The organism is Lentzea flava (assembly GCF_014648475.1).
In the GTDB taxonomy this organism is placed as follows: Bacteria; Actinomycetota; Actinomycetes; order Mycobacteriales; family Pseudonocardiaceae; genus Lentzea; species Lentzea flava.
The window spans coordinates 161292-179099 of the sequence record NZ_BMRE01000008.1; the positions used below are offsets into that span (position 1 = coordinate 161292).

At 70.6% G+C, this 17808-nt stretch carries 20 protein-coding genes; 13 read left to right on the forward strand and 7 right to left on the reverse strand.

From position 1 onward, the window contains the following. Positions 1–13: 13 nt before the first annotated feature. From IEZ09_RS12955 to IEZ09_RS12980, 7 genes are all read left to right on the forward strand, one after another. Positions 14–1144, forward strand: a complete 1131-nt coding sequence (locus tag IEZ09_RS12955; protein ID WP_189253897.1) for an LLM class flavin-dependent oxidoreductase — start codon at positions 14–16, stop codon at positions 1142–1144. Between the two features lie 14 nt (positions 1145–1158). Continuing rightward, the gene (locus IEZ09_RS12960; RefSeq protein ID WP_189253898.1) at positions 1159–1659 is read left to right on the forward strand and encodes a flavin reductase family protein; all 501 of its coding nucleotides are present in this window, start codon (positions 1159–1161) and stop codon (positions 1657–1659) included. A gap of 202 nt (positions 1660–1861) precedes the next feature. Beyond that, positions 1862–2023, forward strand: a complete 162-nt coding sequence (locus IEZ09_RS12965; RefSeq protein ID WP_170155060.1) for a hypothetical protein — start codon at positions 1862–1864, stop codon at positions 2021–2023. A 63-nt stretch (positions 2024–2086) separates the two neighbouring features. Beyond that, positions 2087–3025 carry a TlpA family protein disulfide reductase gene (locus tag IEZ09_RS12970; RefSeq protein WP_189253899.1) on the forward strand — a complete coding sequence of 313 codons (939 nt, stop codon included), beginning with the start codon at positions 2087–2089 and terminating at the stop codon, positions 3023–3025. Then, positions 3022–4092, forward strand: coding sequence for an ABC transporter ATP-binding protein (locus tag IEZ09_RS46365; RefSeq protein ID WP_229812499.1), 1071 nt, complete (start codon positions 3022–3024; stop codon positions 4090–4092). Before IEZ09_RS12970 ends, IEZ09_RS46365 begins: the two co-directional genes overlap by 4 nt. Further along, positions 4089–4802: an ABC transporter ATP-binding protein gene (locus tag IEZ09_RS46370; protein ID WP_229812500.1), complete on the forward strand. Its 714-nt coding sequence runs from the start codon at positions 4089–4091 to the stop codon at positions 4800–4802. Before IEZ09_RS46365 ends, IEZ09_RS46370 begins: the two co-directional genes overlap by 4 nt. Continuing rightward, a complete protein-coding gene (locus tag IEZ09_RS12980) occupies positions 4802–5137 on the forward strand; it encodes a S26 family signal peptidase (protein WP_189253900.1) in 336 nt (111 codons plus the stop codon). The genes IEZ09_RS46370 and IEZ09_RS12980 overlap by 1 nt, the downstream gene beginning before the upstream one ends. A gap of 116 nt (positions 5138–5253) precedes the next feature. Here the strand turns inward: IEZ09_RS12980 and IEZ09_RS12985 are convergent, their stop codons facing one another. Continuing rightward, positions 5254–5598 (reverse strand): helix-turn-helix domain-containing protein, encoded by a 345-nt coding sequence (locus IEZ09_RS12985; protein WP_189253901.1) that lies wholly within the window; start codon positions 5596–5598, stop codon positions 5254–5256. Positions 5599–5650: 52 nt separating this feature from the next. Beyond that, the gene (gene map, locus IEZ09_RS12990) at positions 5651–6463 is read right to left on the reverse strand and encodes a type I methionyl aminopeptidase (protein ID WP_189253902.1); all 813 of its coding nucleotides are present in this window, start codon (positions 6461–6463) and stop codon (positions 5651–5653) included. Between the two features lie 135 nt (positions 6464–6598). Here map and IEZ09_RS12995 point away from each other — a divergent pair, with 135 nt between their 5' ends. From IEZ09_RS12995 to IEZ09_RS13005, 3 genes are read left to right on the forward strand one after another with little or no spacing between them, the layout of a single operon-like run. Next, positions 6599–7153 (forward strand): EF-hand domain-containing protein, encoded by a 555-nt coding sequence (locus IEZ09_RS12995; protein ID WP_189253903.1) that lies wholly within the window; start codon positions 6599–6601, stop codon positions 7151–7153. Positions 7154–7200: 47 nt separating this feature from the next. Next, the gene (locus tag IEZ09_RS13000) at positions 7201–7491 is read left to right on the forward strand and encodes an antibiotic biosynthesis monooxygenase (RefSeq protein ID WP_189253904.1); all 291 of its coding nucleotides are present in this window, start codon (positions 7201–7203) and stop codon (positions 7489–7491) included. Then, complete coding sequence (locus IEZ09_RS13005) at positions 7488–8309, forward strand: alpha/beta hydrolase family protein (protein ID WP_189253905.1); 822 nt, start codon at positions 7488–7490, stop codon at positions 8307–8309. The genes IEZ09_RS13000 and IEZ09_RS13005 overlap by 4 nt, the downstream gene beginning before the upstream one ends. On the opposite strand, the gene IEZ09_RS13010 is transcribed toward IEZ09_RS13005, so the two are convergent. Further along, positions 8294–9832, reverse strand: a complete 1539-nt coding sequence (locus tag IEZ09_RS13010) for a tannase/feruloyl esterase family alpha/beta hydrolase (RefSeq protein ID WP_189253906.1) — start codon at positions 9830–9832, stop codon at positions 8294–8296. The two genes, IEZ09_RS13005 and IEZ09_RS13010, sit on opposite strands and share 16 nt — an antisense overlap. A 146-nt stretch (positions 9833–9978) precedes the next feature. On the opposite strand from IEZ09_RS13010, the gene IEZ09_RS13015 reads away from it, so the two are divergent. Further along, positions 9979–10449: a cupin domain-containing protein gene (locus IEZ09_RS13015; RefSeq protein ID WP_189253907.1), complete on the forward strand. Its 471-nt coding sequence runs from the start codon at positions 9979–9981 to the stop codon at positions 10447–10449. Between the two features lie 25 nt (positions 10450–10474). Here the strand turns inward: IEZ09_RS13015 and IEZ09_RS13020 are convergent, their stop codons facing one another. Then, positions 10475–10669, reverse strand: coding sequence for a ferredoxin (locus IEZ09_RS13020; protein ID WP_189253908.1), 195 nt, complete (start codon positions 10667–10669; stop codon positions 10475–10477). Then, positions 10666–11886: a cytochrome P450 gene (locus IEZ09_RS13025; protein ID WP_189253909.1), complete on the reverse strand. Its 1221-nt coding sequence runs from the start codon at positions 11884–11886 to the stop codon at positions 10666–10668. Before IEZ09_RS13025 ends, IEZ09_RS13020 begins: the two co-directional genes overlap by 4 nt. A gap of 73 nt (positions 11887–11959) precedes the next feature. Here IEZ09_RS13025 and IEZ09_RS13030 point away from each other — a divergent pair, with 73 nt between their 5' ends. After that, the gene (locus IEZ09_RS13030; RefSeq protein ID WP_229812501.1) at positions 11960–12604 is read left to right on the forward strand and encodes a TetR family transcriptional regulator; all 645 of its coding nucleotides are present in this window, start codon (positions 11960–11962) and stop codon (positions 12602–12604) included. Between the two features lie 110 nt (positions 12605–12714). Here IEZ09_RS13030 and IEZ09_RS13035 read toward each other — a convergent pair whose 3' ends face one another. Beyond that, positions 12715–13929 (reverse strand): S8 family peptidase, encoded by a 1215-nt coding sequence (locus IEZ09_RS13035; protein WP_189253910.1) that lies wholly within the window; start codon positions 13927–13929, stop codon positions 12715–12717. A gap of 252 nt (positions 13930–14181) precedes the next feature. Between IEZ09_RS13035 and IEZ09_RS13040 the strand changes: the two genes are divergently transcribed. Next, positions 14182–14742: an RNA polymerase sigma factor gene (locus tag IEZ09_RS13040; protein ID WP_189253911.1), complete on the forward strand. Its 561-nt coding sequence runs from the start codon at positions 14182–14184 to the stop codon at positions 14740–14742. Here the strand turns inward: IEZ09_RS13040 and IEZ09_RS13045 are convergent. Continuing rightward, positions 14724–17699 carry an AfsR/SARP family transcriptional regulator gene (locus IEZ09_RS13045; protein WP_229812502.1) on the reverse strand — a complete coding sequence of 992 codons (2976 nt, stop codon included), beginning with the start codon at positions 17697–17699 and terminating at the stop codon, positions 14724–14726. The genes IEZ09_RS13040 and IEZ09_RS13045 overlap by 19 nt on opposite strands. Positions 17700–17808: the final 109 nt, after the last annotated feature.

The window sequence follows — 17808 nt, forward strand, 5'->3', positions numbered from 1 at the left end:
ACGGAAGAGTTCGATGACACTCAAGTTCGGCGCGTTCATGGCACCGTTCCACGGCCTGGGGGAGAACCCGTCGGCCACCTTCTGGCGCAACATGGAGCTCATCGAGTGGCTGGACGTGCTCGGCATCGACGAGGCGTGGGTCGGTGAGCACCACTCCGGCGGCTGGTCGCTGATCAGCTCGCCAGAGTTGTTCCTCGCCGCGGCCGCCGAGCGCACCCGCCAGATCAAGCTGGGCACCGGCGTCGTCAGCCTGCCCTACCACCACCCGCTGACCGCCGCCGGCCGCATCGTGCAGCTGCACCACCAGAGCCGCGGCCGCGCGATGTTCGGCATGGGCGCGGGTGTCTCGCCCGCCGACGCGTCGATGATGGGCATCGCGCCGAGCGACCAGCGCCGCATGATGGCCGAGTCGCTCGACGCGCTCGTCGGCCTGATCCAGGGCAGCGACCCGGTCACCCGCAAGACCGACTGGTTCGAGCTGCGCGACGCGTCGCTGCAGCTGCGCCCGTACCCGAACCAGCCGCTCGACATGGTCGTGGCGAGCGCCGGTTCCGAGCGCGGCATGCGCCTCGCCGGCAAGTACGGCCTGCAGGCGCTGACGTTCGCCGGTCGCCCCGGCATGCAGGACCCGCCGCTCGCCGCGCTGTGGCAGGCGGCGGAGGACGAGGCCGCCAAGCACGGCCAGACCGTCGACCGCAAGGACTGGCGCGTCACGGTCTGCGTGCACATCGCCGAGAGCCGCAAGGAGGCGCTCGACCAGGTGCGGCCGGGCATGAGCCGGTGGTACCAGGAGTACGTGCGCGACACGTTCGGCGCCCCGGCCACCCTGCCCGCGGGTCAGGAGGCCGACGCCGCGCTGGAGACCGGTTCGGTGATCATCGGCTCGCCCGAGGAGGCCGTCGAGGCCATCCAGCGCAAGCTCGACGAGAGCGGCGGCTTCGGCACGTTGCTGGTCAACACGCACGACTGGGCCTCCCGCGAGGACATCAAGCGCAGCTTCGAGCTGCTGGCCCGCTACGTGGTGCCGGAGTTCAACGGCGCCCTCGACGGCCCCCGCGCCTCGCAGCGCTGGGTCGCCGAGAACCGCTCGGGCTTCCAGGCCCAGGCGCGCGAGGCCGCCCAGGCCGCCGCGCCCGCCAAGTAACCGCAGGAGGGGTCATGCCAGTCGACGAACAGCTGTTCCGCGAGGCGATGTCGCTGGTGGCGGCACCGATCGCGGTGGTGACCACGACCGACGGCACCGGCCGCCGGTGGGGGTTCACCGCGAGCTCGCTGACCTCGGTGTCGCTGAAGCCGCCGCTGGTGCTGGTCGGCATCGGCCACACCTCGAGCTGCCACCGGGCACTCACCTCGGCACCGGAGTTCGTGATCAACGTGCTGGGTGCGCAGGACGGTGAGGTGGCGAGGACCTTCGCCACCAGCGGCGTGGACCGGTTCGCGGACACCGGTCTCGTCAGCTGGCCCGGCACCGCGTTGCCGCTGCTGCCCAGCGCGGTCGTGGCGATGCGGTGCGAGATGGCCGACGTCGTCCTGGCCGGCGACCACGACCTGCTCATCGGCAAGCTGCTGGACGTGCGGCTGGGTGACGGGTCGCCGGACCCGCTCGTCTGGTACCGCAGGGGTTTCCACTCGCGCAAGGAACCCGAGTACAGCCGCTGAACGCGGAAGAGAAGGCCCGGAAGCCGCGCGGCTTCCGGGCCTTCTGCCGTGCCTGGCTGATCCGACAGGGCGGCACGGTGATCCGCCGAACGGGTCAGCGCGAGTCCGAGGGTGTCCGAGAACGTCCGACTCGGCTTCCGTTCCTGTCCGCGGCCAGCCAGCGTGTGCGGCGTCCACGTTGATCAACTGGGAGGAGCGGACCATGAAGCGTTTCGCACAGCTGGCCGGTGAGAAGCTCGTCGGACTGGTGCTGCCGAAGGTCGATGCCGGTGCCTGCGTGCCGGAGCACGGGCAGTGTTGCAAGAGGGGCTACCGCTTCAACTGCAACGGCATCTGCTCGTCCGTCAGCAGCAGCTGCCGCTGACGTGCCGAGGGCACCGGCGGGACCTTCCCGCCGGTGCCCCGTACCTGTTGGGGGAGGCCGGAAGTGCTCGACCTGTTCGCTCGTGTGGTGCTCGCCGCTGTCTTCCTCGCGGCGGTCGCCGGCAAAGTCCGCACCCGCCAGGGGTTCGCCGAGTTCCGCGACTCGATCGCGGCCCTTGCGCCGTGGCTGCCGGCACGGCCGCTCGCTTTCGCCGTCCTCGCCGGTGAGGCGCTTTCCGTTGTGCTGCTGGCGATTCCCGGAACGAGCCTCGGCTACGCACTCGCCGTCGCGCTGCTGGCGGCGTTCTGCGGCGGGATCGTTCTCGCCATCCGCGGCAGCAAGTCCGTGCGCTGCAAGTGTTTTGGAGCGGGTGGCGACGTGCTCGGACCCAAGCACCTCGCGCGCAACGGGGCGTTGATCGCTGTTGCGCTCGTGGGCGCGTTCGTGACGCCACCAGCATCCTGGGAGGAACCGATGACCCTGCTCACGATCGCCGTCGTCCTGCTCGCCGTCGTGGTCGCGGTGCACGTGCTGTTCACGTTCGGGCTGGTGGCGAGGGTTCGCGAACTGCAGGAGCGGTCGGGGCCGCCGCGCAACCAGAACCTGCCTCAGCCCGGCACGGTGATCCCGTCGTTCTCGGTCACCGACACCGACGGGATGCCGTTCACCGAGGCCGACCTCGACGGGCCGGTGCAGGTCGGGTTCTTCTCGGTCGGTTGCGGGCCGTGCCGTTCGCTCACCGACGCGCTGCTGGCCGACCGGCCCGCCGCGCGGTTCGTGTCCGTTGTGGACGGTGATCCGACCGATCCGGAGGCCACGGCCCGGCTCGTGGAGAAGGTCAGCGCGCTGGGACGGGTCGCGGTGATCGGCGCGGACGACCCCGTGCTGTCGGCGTTCGGCGTCATGGCGTACCCGACCCTGCTGCACACGCACGGCGGGGTGGTGACTGCATCCGGCATCAAGCTGAGCGACTTCGCCGGTGTTCCGGCTCCGGTGGCATGATCCGCAACGCCCTGGCCGCGCTCGCCCTGCCCTTCCGGGCCACCCCGCTCGTCGCCACGATCACGCTGGTGCTCACGGTTGTCGCCGGCGCTGCACCGGCGACCGGTGCCTGGCTGACGATGCTGCTGGTCGACGAGCTCACCTCGGGCACGGCGAGCGCCGGCAGGGCGGCGTTCCTCGCGGTCGCGTCGGCTCTCGTCGGCGGGCTCGCGATCGCGGTGCTGTACGTCGGCGGGCACCTCGGCGAGGTCGTGCATCAACGTGTCACGCTGACCGTGGAAAGCAGGCTGTTCCAGCGGATCGCCACGCTGCCGGGGTTGCGGCACATCGAGGATCCCGCGTTCCACGACCGGTTGCGGCTCGCCGAGCAGGCGGCGCAGGAGGCACCGGGCACGATCTCGCAGTTCACGCAGGAGCTCGTCAGATCGGTCGTGCTGCTGGTGAGCTTCACCGGGGCGTTGCTGGTGGTGTGGCCGCCGATGACGTTGCTGCTGCTCGCCTCCGTGGTGACGGCGGTGTTCGCGAGGCTCGCCACCGCACGGCGTGAGGCGGCGACGGAAGAAGCATGGGTGGCGACCGACCGCAGGCGCCTCTTCTACCGCGCGCTGCTCACGGACGTGCGGGCGGCCAAGGAGATCCGTCTGTTCGGGCTCGGGGAGTTGTTGCACACCAGGATGGTCGGCTCGCTGGCGACGGTGTCGGGCGCGCGCCTGGCGGCGGCACGGCGGGGAACCCTGGTGCAGAGCGCCCTGGCACTGCTCGGAGCCCTCGTCGCCGGGGCGGGAACCGTCGTGGTGGCGGTGAACGTGGTGTCCGGCCGCTCGTCCGTCGGTGATCTCGTGCTGTTCCTCGGCGCGGTCGGGGCGTGCAGAACGGACTGTCCGGAGTGGTGCTGCAGCTCGGCGAGGCCGGGCGCGCGGTCAGGCTCTTCGGGCACTACCTCGACGTCGTCGGCACCCGTGACGACCTGCCTGCCGGAACCAGGACACCCGCCGAGGCGACCATCGAGCTGCGGGACGTCTGGTTCCGCTACTCCGACGACGGCCCGTGGGTGCTGCGCGGCGTGAACCTGACGATCCCCGCGGGTGCGGCCGTCGGCCTGGCCGGCGTGAACGGCGCGGGCAAGAGCACGCTCGTGAAGTTGTTGTGCCGCTTCTACGACCCGCAGCGGGGCACGATCACGTGGGGCGGAACCGACCTCCGCGAGCTGGACGTCGAGGAGCTGCGCAAGCGGATCGGCGTGGTGTTCCAGGAGTTCATGGCCTACGACCTGACCGCGGCGGAGAACATCGGCATCGGGCAGGTGCGTGATCTCGGCGACCGCGCGCGAATCGTCGCGGCCGCCGAGATCGCGAAGATCGCGGACACGCTCGAAGCGTTGCCGGACGGCTACGACACGGTGCTGTCCAGGACGCACGCGGACGAGGAACGCACGGGCGTCACGTTGTCCGGCGGGCAGTGGCAACGGGTCGCGCTGGCGCGTTGCCTGATGCGTGATGACGCCGAGCTGATGATCCTCGACGAGCCCACGTCCGGCCTGGACGCCGAGGGCGAGCACCGCGTCCACGACACCCTGCGGCGGCACGCGGAGGGACGCACCAGGTTGCTGATCTCGCACCGGATGTCGGCGCTGCGCGGTGCCGACCTCATCGTCACGTTGGTGGGCGGCCAGATCGCCGAGCAGGGCAGCCACGACGAGCTGATGGACGCGGACGGCGAATACGCCCGGCTGTTCCGCCTGCAGGCGGACGGATACCAGGATGCGAGGGTCGGCTGATGTGGGTCAGGGTGACGGTGCGCGGCAACAGCATGTCGCCGACGCTGCACGACGGCCAGAAACTCGTGGCGCGCAGGCTCCTGCGCAGGGGCCCGCGCCGCCGCGAGGTGATCGTGTTCCGGGTGCCAGACCCCGAGCTGCCGCACCGGATCAAACGCGTGGCGGCCGTCGCCGGCGACGCCGTGCCGGACTGGCTCGCCCCCGCGTTGCCCGGCACCTCACACGTGCCGCCCGGTTTCGTGGCCGTGGAGGGCGACAACCCGCGGTCGCAGGACTCCCGTCAGCTCGGACTCATCGACTGCCGCGACATCGTCGGCACCGTGCGCGGCGCCTGAGCACCTTTGCACGCGGCCACCCACCGCTGCCGCCAGCCCATCAGATCGGTTCCGCGGCACCGTGCGTGGCGCCTGAGCGCGTTTGCAGGCAGCCACCCGCCGCTGCCGCCAGCCCATCAGATCGGTTCCGCGGCACCGTGCGTGGCGCCTGAGCGCGTTTGCAGGCAGTCAACCACCGCTGCCGCCAGCCCATCAGATCGGTTCCGCGGCACCGTGCGTGGCGCCTGAGCGCGTTTGCAGGCAGCCACCCACCGTTGCCGCCAGCCCATCGGATCGCCACCGCACGCCTGCGCGATCGCCAGAACGGTGTCGAGCTTGGGAAAGCGGCGGCCGGTCAACGCGTCGTGCAACGTGCTGCGGGCACACCCGGTGCGCCGCGCCAGCTCGCGATAGGACAAGCCGACCAGCAGCCGCAGCTCGTCCAGGTCGACGCCCAGCTCTGCCCTGCCCCCTGTGGTCATCCAGACTCCTGTGTTGTCGCTCCTCCGTCCCTCTCCTCAGCCCACTGCATGGTTACCCGAGCCCGATCGAATTCGCCACTTTGCCTTTTGCCGCTTCGTTCGGACGGCGCGTGAGCACCAACGGCCCGTCCTCGGTGATCGCCACGGTGTGCTCGGAATGCGCCGTGCGCGACCCGTCGGCGGACCGGAGCGTCCACCCGTCATCGTCGAAGATGATCCGATCGGTCGTAGCGGCCAGCCACGGCTCGATGGCGATCGTCAGCCCTGGCCGCAACTTCATGCCGTGCCCGCGCCGCCCGTTGTTCGACACGTGCGGCGCCTCGTGCATGGTCCGCCCGATCCCGTGCCCGCCGAACTCGAGGTTGGGCGTGTACCCGAACTCCGCGGCGACCTCTCCGATCGCCGCCTCGATGTCGCCCATGCGGTTGCCGGGCCGCGCGGCCTCGATCGCGGCCTCCAACGCCACCTCGGTGGCGCGGATGAGGTGGAGATCCTCCTCGCGCGGCGTGCCGACGATGATCGACACGGCGGAGTCGGCCACCCACCCGTCGATGCTGACGGCGATGTCCATCGTCAGCAGATCCCCGTCCTGCAACACGTAGCTCTTCGGCAGCCCGTGCAACACCGCGTCGTTGACCGACAGGCAGATGACGTTGCGGAACGGCCCGCGCCCGAACGAGGGCGAGTAGTCCCAGTAACACGACTCGGCGCCGCGCTCCTCGATCATCCGGCGCGCGTGGTGCTCGAGGTCGAGCAGGTTCACGCCGACCGCGGCCACCGTCGACAGCTCGTCGAGCAGCTTTCCGACGAAGCGACCGGTGACGTGCATGCGCTCGATCTCGGCCGGCGACTTGAGTTCGATCAACGTGATCCTCCGTAGGCTGGTACCGGTATAACTATACCGGGACGGTCCTGGAGGCCGCGCAAGCGGTTGAACAACGTCACCTGGCTGGGCGACCTGGTTTGCGTCGACCCGCACCCCGTCTCCACAGTGCCGGGCATGAAGCAGGTGCTGCAGCACAGGATCGACTCGACGTTCGCCCACTACGACGTCAACCGCAACGGCGTCATCGAGCTGGCCGACATCTACGCGCTGGCCGATCGGCTGCTGCGGGCGTTCGGGGAGCCGGCGTCGTCCGAGCGCGGCCGGGAGCTCGTCGACGCGTACGACCGGTTCTGGGAGTTGCTGGTCGAGCACTGCGACGCCGACCGCGACGGGCGGATCGGGCCCGAGGAGTACCGGGACGCGATGCTCTCGGCGTTCGTGGAGGACGGGCCGTTCGACGCGGACTTCCTCGAGGTCGTGCAGTCGTTGCTGGACATCGCGGACACCAACGGTGACGGGCGGGTCGACGCGGGCGAGTTCGGGGTGTTGCTGAAGGCGCGCGGGCTCAGTGAGGAGGAGTGCGGGCTGGCGTTCGCACATCTCGACACGGACGGCGACGGGGCCATCAGCGTGCAGGAGTACGTCACTGCCGTGCGCGACTTCTACACCAACCCCGCCGAGGGTACGCCCGGCAGCTGGCTCTACCCGACGTCGTTGCAGCTGACCTGAGTCCTGGATCACTCCACTTAGTCACTAATTTTGACTATCATGAACTGGTGACTACTTCAGTGGAACTGACCCGCTTCCGCGTGCTGCCGGAGAAGGCCGGCGAGCTGCTGGCCGCCCGGCCGGCCATGATCGCCGACTTCGAGGCCGACCGCGAGGGATTTCTCGGCGCCCGGCTCGTGCGGCTGGCGAACGACGAGTGGCTCGACATCGTCGAGTGGCGTTCGTCGGAGGACTACGCGGCTTCGCGGGTGAAGGGCGCGAACCTGCCCGGCATCAAGGCCTTCTTCGACGCGATCGACTCGCTCGTCAGCGCTGAGGAAGGCGTGGTCGAGCCGTGATCCGCACCTATGGCACCGAACCCTCCCAGTTCGGCGAGCTGACGTTGCCCGAGGGCGACGGGCCCTTCCCGGTCGTCGTGGTGATCCACGGCGGCTGGTGGGCCGCGATGTGGGACGCCACCGCCGTCCAGCCCCTCGTCGACGACCTCGTCGGCGACGGCTTCGCGGTGTGGTGCGTCGAGTATCGCCGGGTCGGTGAGCCCGGCGCGGGCTGGCCGGGCACGTTCGAGGACATCGCCGCGGCCATCGACCTCGTCGCGGACCTGCATCCCAAGCTGGACACCTCACGCGTGGCGGTGGTCGGCCACTCGGCGGGCGGTCACCTGGCGACGTGGGCCGCGCACCGGGAGCACTCGGCCGTGCGGCTCGCGGGCGTGGTGTCGCTCGCCGGAGCACTCGACCTGGTCGCGGCCGACACCGCGGAGATGGGCACGGAGCTGGCCGACACGAGCGCCGAGCCGCCGCGGGGCGCTCCTGAGCCGTCCGCGCCGGAGATGTGGCCGGTCGTGGCGGCCGGTGTGGGCCACGGCATGGTCCGCCTGCTCCTCGGGGCCTCCGCGGCGGAGAACCCCGAGCTGTACGCGATGACCTCACCGGTGGAGATGGCCGACGCCGCCGTGCCGGTGCTCGCGATCCACGGCACGGCGGACGAGGTGGTCCCGGTGGAGTTCAGCCGGACCTACGCGCGAAAGCACGCGAACGCGGAGTTCGTCGCGTCGCCCGGCGCCGACCACTTCCACGTGATCGAGCCGGACGGACACGCGTGGTCGGTGGCACGCAAGTGGCTGAACGAGAAGCTCACTCAGGCGCAGCGGTAACTCGACGCCAGTTTCGGGTCGCCGCCCCGATACCGCGAGTACTGCGGCAGCGGGCACAGGTCGCGGGTGGCGTCGGCCGACGCGCCGGCCAGCACGGCGGGAGCCTTGCCGCGCTCGACCCAGTCGACGAGGGCGCCGAGCGGGTTGACGGGCGCGGCACCGTTGCCGCCGGAGCAGTGGTCGACGCCGGGCGCGAGGAACAGGCGGTAGAAGTTGTTCACGTAGCCCATCCGCCGCTCCACGTCCTCGCGGTACTTCAGCGTGCCGCCGGGCGGGATGAGCTGGTCGTTGCTGCCGACGAACGTGATCAGCCTGCCACCGGAGCGGCGGAACGCCGAGAGGTCGGGGTTCGAGGTGCCGATGACGTCGTCGTACTCGCGGACCGACTGCCGGAACAGGTCGCGGTACTGCTGGTAGGTGAGCTTCGAGGTGTCGAAACCGGGCTGCTTCAGCAGGAAGCTCTGCACCCACGCCGCGGCGACCGGGAAACCGGGGCCGGGGAAGCCGGGCAGCGTGCCCGCGAGCCAGATCGGGTCGGCACCCTTCGGCAGACCCGGCCACAACGGCTTGCCGCGCTCGTCGGTCGGTCCGTTCCAGATCTTGCGCATGATGTCGGCATCGGCGGTGGTGACGGTGACTTCCTCGCCGTCGCAGACGACGACCTTGCCGACGAGGCGCCGCGGGTCGTAGCCACAGCGGTCGGGGCGGTCGACGATCTGGTTCCGCACGCCGTCGGACGCGTCGCAGGCCTCCACGGCGGCCTTCTGGAACGCGGCCAGCACGCAGTTGCTGACGACGTGGCCGTCCTGGTTCTGCACGATCTGCGGCCACAGGGTCGCCACGGCGAACTGGGTCCAGTTCACGGCCGGGGCGTTGGCGAGGATGCCGTCGTAGTCGTCCGGGAAGTTCTGCGCCTCGGAGTAGCCCTGGCGGCCGCCCGTCGAGCAGCCGTTCCAGTACGCGTACGACACCGGACGCCGGTAGTGCTCGCGCACCACCTCCTTGGCGATCACCGACGACTCGTGCACCGAACGCGTCGCGAAGTTGGTGAGCAGCGTCTTGTTGACCTGGCCGGCCGACGTCAACGCCCAGCTGGTGTCGAGGCCCGTCAGCACACCGGCATCGGTGGTGACGGCGGTGTAGCCGTCCTTCACGGCCTGCACGAACGGGGCACCGGTGTCACCGGCGGCGTACGCGCTGCCGCCCACGCCCTGCAGACGGCCGGACCAGCCGGTCTCCGGGAGCGCGACCACGACCTTCACGTGGTCGTCCTGGTGGGTGAGCGTGACGGTGAGCTCGCAGTACGCGGGCACGTCGTGGATCGGTGGTGGCGCCGAGAAAGGGGTTTGCGGGAACGTGACTGTTCCGCCCGGACGGCGCACCGCGTCCACGGACTCGATCTTCGCGCCGGCCGGGGCGGTCACCGGCACCGCGGCGCAGGAGGGGCTGCTCGCCGACGCCGGCGCGAGTGGTGCCAAGCCGGTCAGGAGCAGGGTTGTCGCCAACAGCTTTGTCAGTCTCACGTGGCGCGACGCTAGGTGCGGGCGCCGAGTCGTCGCGCCCGTCAGATGACGCCGTCGGTGTACGTCACCGCCCGGGAAGAACCGAAGCTGTCACATCCGCGCGGGCGATTGTGTCTACTGCACAGGAACCCGAGAAAGGATCAACAGTGTCCTACCCCGAGAAGGTGTACTTCGGCGAGACCGGCGAGGTCAGCGCGACGTTCCGCCCGGCGAGCACCCCCGTCGACACCGGTCAGCCCGACAACGGCATCCACTACCTCGCGACCACCGAGACCACGCGCGGCGAGTTCGGGCTGTACCGGGTCATCATGAAGCCGAAGGCGGGTGGGCCGACCACGCACTTCCACCGCACGATCTCGGAGTCGTTCTACATCCTCGACGGCAGCGTGCGCATCTACAACGGCGACCAGTGGATCGACACGAAGCCGGGCGACTTCGTGTACGTGCCGCAGGGCGGCCTGCACGCCTTCCGCAACGACGCCGACGCCCCGGCCGAGATGTTGCTGCTGTTCACGCCGGGCGCGCCGCGTGAGGAGTACTTCGAGAAGCTCAGCAGCGTCTCGAAGGACGACCTCACCGCGTTCCGCGAGAAGCACGACTCGTACTTCGTCGACTGAACCGCGCGCGGCGCGCCCTCGCCCTTCAGTCCCGCACGAGGATGGCGGCCGCCGGGCACACCGCCGCCGCGTGCCTCACGTCAGCGGAGCGGGCCTCGGGTGGGCTTGCGTCGAGCAGGTCCACCAGGCCGTCTTCCTCCCGCTGGTCGAACACGTCGTCCGCGGCGAGCACGCACTGCCCGGCGCCGACGCACTTCTCCAGATCCACCTCGACCCTCACCGCGACCTCCACGTCACGGGCAGCTCGGCGACACCGCCGGTGAGCGTGGTGCGCACCCGCAGCTGGTCGAGGTCCTTCGCCAGCCGCAGTCCCGGCAGGCGGTGGGCCAGTGCCGCGAAGACGACCCGCAGCTCGGTGCGGGCCAGGGAGGCGCCGATGCAGAAGTGCGCGCCGTGGCCGAAACCGAGGTGTGTCCTTTCCGGACGGTCCGGGTTGAACGCCTCGGGGTCGGAGTACACCTCCGCGTCGCGGTTGGCGGCGTTGATCGACAGGACCAGCGCGTCCCCGCGCCGGATGTCCACGCCCGCGATGGACACGTCCTCGCGGGCGTAGCGCAGCAGGCCGAGGTCGCCGGGCGCGCCGAGCCGCATGATCTCCTCGACCACCGCGTCGACGCGGCCGTCCGGATCGGCGACCAGCGCCTCCCAGCGCGACCGCTCGGTGAGCAGGAACAGCAGGCCGAGACCGATGCGGTTGACGGTGGTCTCGTGGCCCGCGAACAGCAGGCCGACGCAGAGCCGGACCATCTCGGCGTAGTCGTAGGAGGCGTCCTCGCTCTGGGCGCGGATCAGGTCGGAGATCACGTCCTCGCCGAGCTGAGGGCGCTTGGTCTCGACGAGACCGATCATGTAGCGGAAGAACTCCTCGCGGGCCTGGTGCGCCTCCTCGCCGATGGTCGTGTTGGCCATCCGCTCGGACAGCCTGCCGAAGAGCTCGTGGTCCGACTCCGGCACCCCGAGCAGCAGGCAGATCATCGCGACCGGCAACGGGTAGGCGAGCCCGGAGTGCAGGTCGACGACACCGTCGGGCGACGCGTCGTGCTCGGCGACCAGCCGGTCCAGGTAGCCCTGCACCAGCCCGTCCATGTGGTCGGCCAGCATCCGCATCCGCTTGGCGGAGAACGCGGGCGTGAGCAGGCGGCGCATCCGGGCGTGGTCGGCCTCCTCCGTCTCGTACTCGCCGGTCGGGCCGTCCTGCACGGCGGCGGTGGTGATGCGCGAGGCCCGTTCGGGTTCGGGGTGGGAACGGCCGAAGCGCTTGTCGCCCAGCAGGAGGCGGACCTCCTCGTGCCGGGTCACGAGCCAGGCGGGATCACCGGCCGGTGTGGTGACCGGGGTGATCGGCGCTTCGCGGCGCAGGACCTCGTAGAGCGGGGCGAGCTCGAGAACGTTCGGCCGGGGCAGCGGCAGCTGAAGTCGTTCGGTGGCAGTGCTCATGCCTCGACCGTAGCGATTAGTGGCACTCTCTGCCACTAAATGGTCCGGATGAGTGACGTGCTTAAATCGCCCGATGACGGACGTTGTGTCAGAAAAGCCTCGCCGCGGCCGGCCGCCGGTGAGTGCCGAGCAACGTCAGCAGCAGCGCCTGGACATCTCCCGCCACGCCGTGCGGTTGTTCGCCGAGCAGGGCGTCGCGGCCACCTCCGGCGAGCAGATCGCCCAGGCCGCCGGTGTCTCCGAGCGCACGTTCTGGCGCTACTTCCCGCACAAGGAGAGCTGCGTCGAGCCGTTGCTCACCAAGATGGTGGACGCGTTCTGCGTGGTGCTGCGGGCCTGGCCACCCGAGCGGGAGCTGATCGACCACCTGCGGGACGCGTACTCGCCGGTGCTCGACACCGCGTCGGACGACGACGTCGACGCCGTGCTCGCCGTGGTGCGGCTGACCCACGACGAGCCCGCGTTGCGCGCCGCCTACCTCGTTCTGCGCGAACGGGCGGAGCACGCGCTGGCTGACGTGCTGGCGGAACGAATGGGCCTGCCGGCGGACTCGATCGACGTCCGCGTGCGTGCCGCCGCCGCGAGCGCGGTTCTCCGGGTCGCGACCGACGACGTCGCCCGGGCCAGCGCAAACGGCATCACGGCGGAAGCGCTCAACGGGCATCGCGAGCACATGGCCACCGCGGTGAGCCAGATCCTCGGGGCGTCCACGCCGTAGCCGCGTCAGGCGGGGTTCCAGTGCTCAAGGAGGCCACGCGGTCACCGGCCAGACGCCCTCGAATCCGAAGGCGTCCGGCAGCAGGTGAATTCTTCCGCGTGAAACCTGAATCAGATTCCGCGTCCGCCCGTCAATTCCCTGGCCACGTCGAACGCCGATTTCTTCGTGGCGATCATCTCCGCCGCGATCTTGCCGGCGATGGTCGTCGCGGCGAACGAGGTCCCGGTCCATTCGGCGGTTCCCTCGAATGCGGAGTCGGCCGGCGGCTGGGCGCCGTCCTCCAACGGCGTGTACCTGACCGTTCCGCGCACCGACGTGCTCAGCACCCGCTCGCCGACCTCGAACACGTCGATCCACTCGGCGCCCTGCGGGTTGAAGTCGGACGGCTCCCCGTTGTCGTTCACCGACCCCACGGCGACGACCCCGTCGCAGGCCGCAGGGAAACCGGGCCGGTTGTTCTGCTGGACGCCCTTGTCGTCGGGCTTCTCTCGCCCGTAGTTGCCCGCGGCGGCGACCACGACGACCTTGTTGCGCAGCAGGTCGACCGCTCGCTTGAGCACGAGCGGTGGCTCGCCGTCGTCCGTGTGGCACACCAACGGCATCGCGAGCACGCTCACGTCGCGGTCGGCGAAGCGCGTCATGGCCATGGCGACCTCCCAGACGGTGGACTTAGCGCCGTCGTGGTTCAGCACGGCCTCCACGATCACCGAGGCCTCGGGTGCCTCGCGCAGGATCCGGCCCACCGAGAACGTGGCGTGGAGGTCGAGGTCCTGGTACACGGCGTCCTCGCCGGTCGGGAGGAGCGCGCTCCCGGCCGCGATCAGCCGCCCGGCGAACTGCGGGTGCGGATAGACCCTCGTGTCGATCAGGCCGACCTGCACCTTCGGGTAGCTCGAGCTCCCCGCCAGCTCGAAAGCGTTCTCCGCCTTCAGCGGGTAGCCGTCGCCGCCGATGTGCGGGGTGCCGTACACGGACGCGACGGTGCGGTTCTTGCCCATCTCGGGCGCCCACCCGCCGTGCTCCTCGCGGAAGGTTCTGCGGAGCTCGTGGAGGATCTCGTCGAGGTCGCTGTCCGGCGGTTCGCCTCGGTCGAACCTGCCGCGATCGCCGCGGGCCTCGCGTTCCTCGCGCAGGGTGCGGAGCGTGGAGGCGGCGTCCTCGAGTCCCGGCAGGCTGACCACGCCGAGCCCGAGAACGGTGCTGTGCTTCTCCGGGTCCGGTCTGGCGCCGCGGTCGTACTTCGAAAGGTGTTCGGCCACGAGTTTCACGTAGGGCAGATCGACGACAATCTCCCTGTCGCTCTCATTGGTGAAATCGTCAGACATCGTGCACACCTCCACATCCGTGCGGCCAAGCCGGCCGCACCGACTATGACCCTCTGTTCGGACGGCGTGATACGCCCGGTCGTGCACAAAAAGGCGGTGTACCGGTCCAGGGAACCGGCAGTGACGTCGCCGTCACGCAGCGCAGAACAATGTGACGGCAAGGCCGCGACAAGAGAATTGCAGGACGCGCGCACAACCCTTGACGGACTGGTGATCGGCGAGAGGCAGATATTCCGTCTGAGGGTGAAAGCCATGCGCGAAGCGAAGTCCATCAGCAATCTTGTCAGCGAAGCGGTGCAGGGCGACGAAATCGCCTGGAGGCACATCGTGCGGTCGTACACCCCGCTCGTGCGGGCGGTCTGCCGTGAACACGGCCTGACCGGGGCGGACTCCGACGACGTGAGCAGCCGGGTGTGGATGCGGCTGCTGCTCGGCATCTCGCGCATCCGGGAACCGGCGGCGCTGGCCGCGTGGCTGCGGACGACCACCCGGCGGCAGTGCCTGCTGCTGTTGAAGGAGAACAAGCACGACACCCCGCTCGACGACGAGACCGTCGCGCACCCGGCGGAGGCGCCCGCCGACGAGGAGATGCTCGCGGAGGAGCAGCGAGTCCTGTTGCGACAGGCCACCGAGGGACTGACCGAGCAGGACCGCCGGTTGCTCTCGCTGCTCTTCTCCGACCCGCCGACGCCCTACGCGAGGATCAGCGAGATGCTCGGCATCGCCACCGGTTCCATCGGGCCGACCAGGCAGCGGATTCTGCTGCGGTTGCGCCAGGCACCGGTGTGGAGCACCTACCAGCCGACCTTCTGATCCTCGGGCTCGTCCGCCCGCGCCAGCAGGGCGCGCACGGCGTCCGCTTCCGGTACGCCGAGGCTGGTGTACCCGGCCAGCGCCGTCTCCCGGTGGGCGCGGGCGCGTTCGAGGTCACCGACCGCCTCCCTGACCGCGGCGAGACCGGCGTGGGCGCGGGCCTGCTCGAACCGGTCGTCGATCGTGCCCGCCACGGCGAGCGCCTCCGTGTGCCGCGCCTCCGCGTCGTCGAGCAGGCCCGCGGCGCACAGGGCCTGTCCGAGACCGTTGAGCGCCTCGGTCTCGCCGGCCCGCTCCCCGATGCGCCGGAAGTGGTCGAGGGCGCGGCCGAGCTTCTCGACGGCTTCGGCGGGCTGGCCCGAGCGCAGGTGCACGATGCCGAGGTCGTTCAACGCGTAGGCCTCGCCGACGCGGTACCCGATCCCCTCGAAGAGGTCGAGGGCCTGCCGGTGGTGTGCCAGTGCCAGGTCGAGCTGGTCGAGGCTCTGGTGCACCAGGCCGAGGTTGCCGAGCGCCTCCGCCTGTCCCAGCACGTCGTCGAGGCGCCGGTAGATGACGAGCGCGTCGGTGAGGTGCCCTGTCGCCTCCTCGAGATCACCTCTGCGCCAGAGCACGACACCGAGGTTCTTGTGTGCGCACGCCCGCCCGATGTCGTCGTGCACGTCGGCGTAGCGGCCCAGCGCGAGGCGCAGGTGTTCCTCCGCCTGATCGAGCAGACCCTGGTGCCAGTACACGAGACCGAGGTTGACCAGTGCCCGTGCCTCGCCGCCGTGGTCGCCGATCCGCACGGCGGCCTGCCGGCCCAGGCTGTGGATCTTGAAGGCCTCGGTGTTGAGGCCACTGGCGTCGAAGTACCGGAAGAGGGTGTTCGCCATGTTGACCGCGTGCGCGGGCCACTCGTGCGCTTCGGCGTGCACGCACACCGCGACGAGGTTCGCCCGCTCGTCGTTCAGCCAGTCCTGTGCGGACTTGGTGGTGGCGAACACGGGAGCGGGCGTCGGCAGCACCTCGACCTGCGGCCGCCGATGCCGCTCGGCGGGATGGAGGGTGTCCATCGCCGCCGCCGCGGTCGACAGGTAGAAGTCGAACAACCGGGTGATCGCCGCACGCCGGTCGGACGCCGGGTCCAGGGCACCGGCCAGGTCGCCCGCGTAGGCGCGCAGGAGGTCGTGCATCCCGTAGCGGTTGTGGCGCTGCGCCTGGACGAGGTGGACGCGGGCGAGGCGGTCGAGGAGCTGTCGCGCCTGCTGCAGGCCGATGCCGCCGAGTGCGGCGACCGCGTGCGCGTCGAAGTCCTGTCCGGGATGCAGACCGAGGAGGCGGAACATCGCGGCCGCGTCCTGCGCGAGGTTCTGGTACGACCAGGAGAACACCGCGCGCACAGCGGTGCGCGGATCGAGGTCGGCGTCCAGGAGGTCCAGGCGCATCTGCTGGTCCGCCAGCTCCTCGACCAGGACGGACAACGGGGTCGACGGCCGCGCGGCCGCGAGTTCCGCCGCGACGCGCAGCGCGAGCGGGAGCCGGGCACACTCCTCGGCCAGCGTCCGGGCGGCGTCCGGCTCGGCGGTCACCCGCTGCCCGATCAGCCTGCCGAGCAGCTGCACGGCGTCCGGCAGCGGCAGCAGGTCCAGGTCCAGCCGCCGCGCCCCGTGCCGGGCGACGAGGCCGGCCAGCGAGTCCCTGCTCGTCACCAGGACGAGGCAGCCGGGGGTGCCGGGCAGCAGCTGGCGGACCTGGTCCACGGTGGCCGCGTTGTCCAGCAGGATGAGCATCCGCTGCCCGCTGAGCTCCGTGCGGTACCGGGCGGCGCGGTCCTCGACGTCCAGCGGGATGTCCCTGCCGCCCAGGCCGAGCGCGGAGAGGAACCGGGTGAGCGCGTCCGCGGCGGTCAGCGGGCGCTCGGCGTCGTAGCCGCGGAGGTCGACGTAGAGCTGGCCGTCCGGGAACCTGTCCCGCACCCGGTGCGCCCACCGCAGGACCAGGGAGGTCTTGCCGACGCCCGCGGTGCCCGAGACGGCGGAGACGACGACGGCGGTCGACGTGCCATCGGCCTCGACCAGCATCTTGTCCAACGTGGACAGTTCGTGCTCGCGGCCGGTGAAGGCGTACACGTCGGCCGGCAGCTGCGCGGGGACCCGGCGGGCCGGCTGCGGGGGAACCTCCACCACCGGGTTCTGCTCGGGGGTCTCGGCCGTGTGCCTGATCTCGCCGCGAAGCAGTGCCTCGTGCACCGTGCGCAGTTCCGGGCCGGGATCGATGCCGAGCTCGTCGGCCAGCCGCAGCCGCGCCGACGTGAACAGCTCGAGCGCCTCGGCGTCGCGGCCGCACAGCGCGAGTGCCCGCATCAGGACGGCTACCAGCGGCTCCGCCAGCGGATGCTCCGTCACGACCTCGCGCACCGGCCCGATGACCTCGCCCGCGCGGCCGAGGTGCGTCAGCGCGTCGGCCCACAGCGTGACCGCGTCGAGGTGTTCCTTCACGAGCGTGTCGCTGATCCGCACCGCCCAGCTGCCCGACGTTCCGGCGAGAGGCCGGCCTCGCCACAGGTCGAGTGCGGATCGCAGCGACGTCACCCGTTCGGCGTCGGTGGCGCAGGGAGCGCGGGCGAGCCTGCGGAAGCGGTGCAGATCCACCCAGTCGCGGTCGACCTCGAGCACGTACCCGCCCGTCCGCCGCTCCAGGCGCACGTCGGCGCCCGCGGCGGTCGCTCCCGCGGCGAGGATCTGACGGATCCGGGTCAGGTGGGCGTGCAGCGACGCGCGTGCGCCACCTGGCTGGTCCTGGCCCCACAACCGGTCACCGAGGGTCTGCAGGGAGACCGGCCGGCAGGCTTCGATCGCGAGGCAGGCGAGCACCGTTCGTTGTTGCGGGGGACCGATTTCCAGCCGCTGACCGCCGACGCTCACCTCGACGTCGCCGAGCAGGCGGAACGCCATCGGTGCATCCGGCATGGTCATCGCACTACCTCGCCCCGCCCAACAGGTGCCAACCAAGATATCGCGGCGCCGAGGGCAGTCATTTCGACGCCAATCAAGATTTTCCGCGTGGAACCCGTTCGGCCTATCG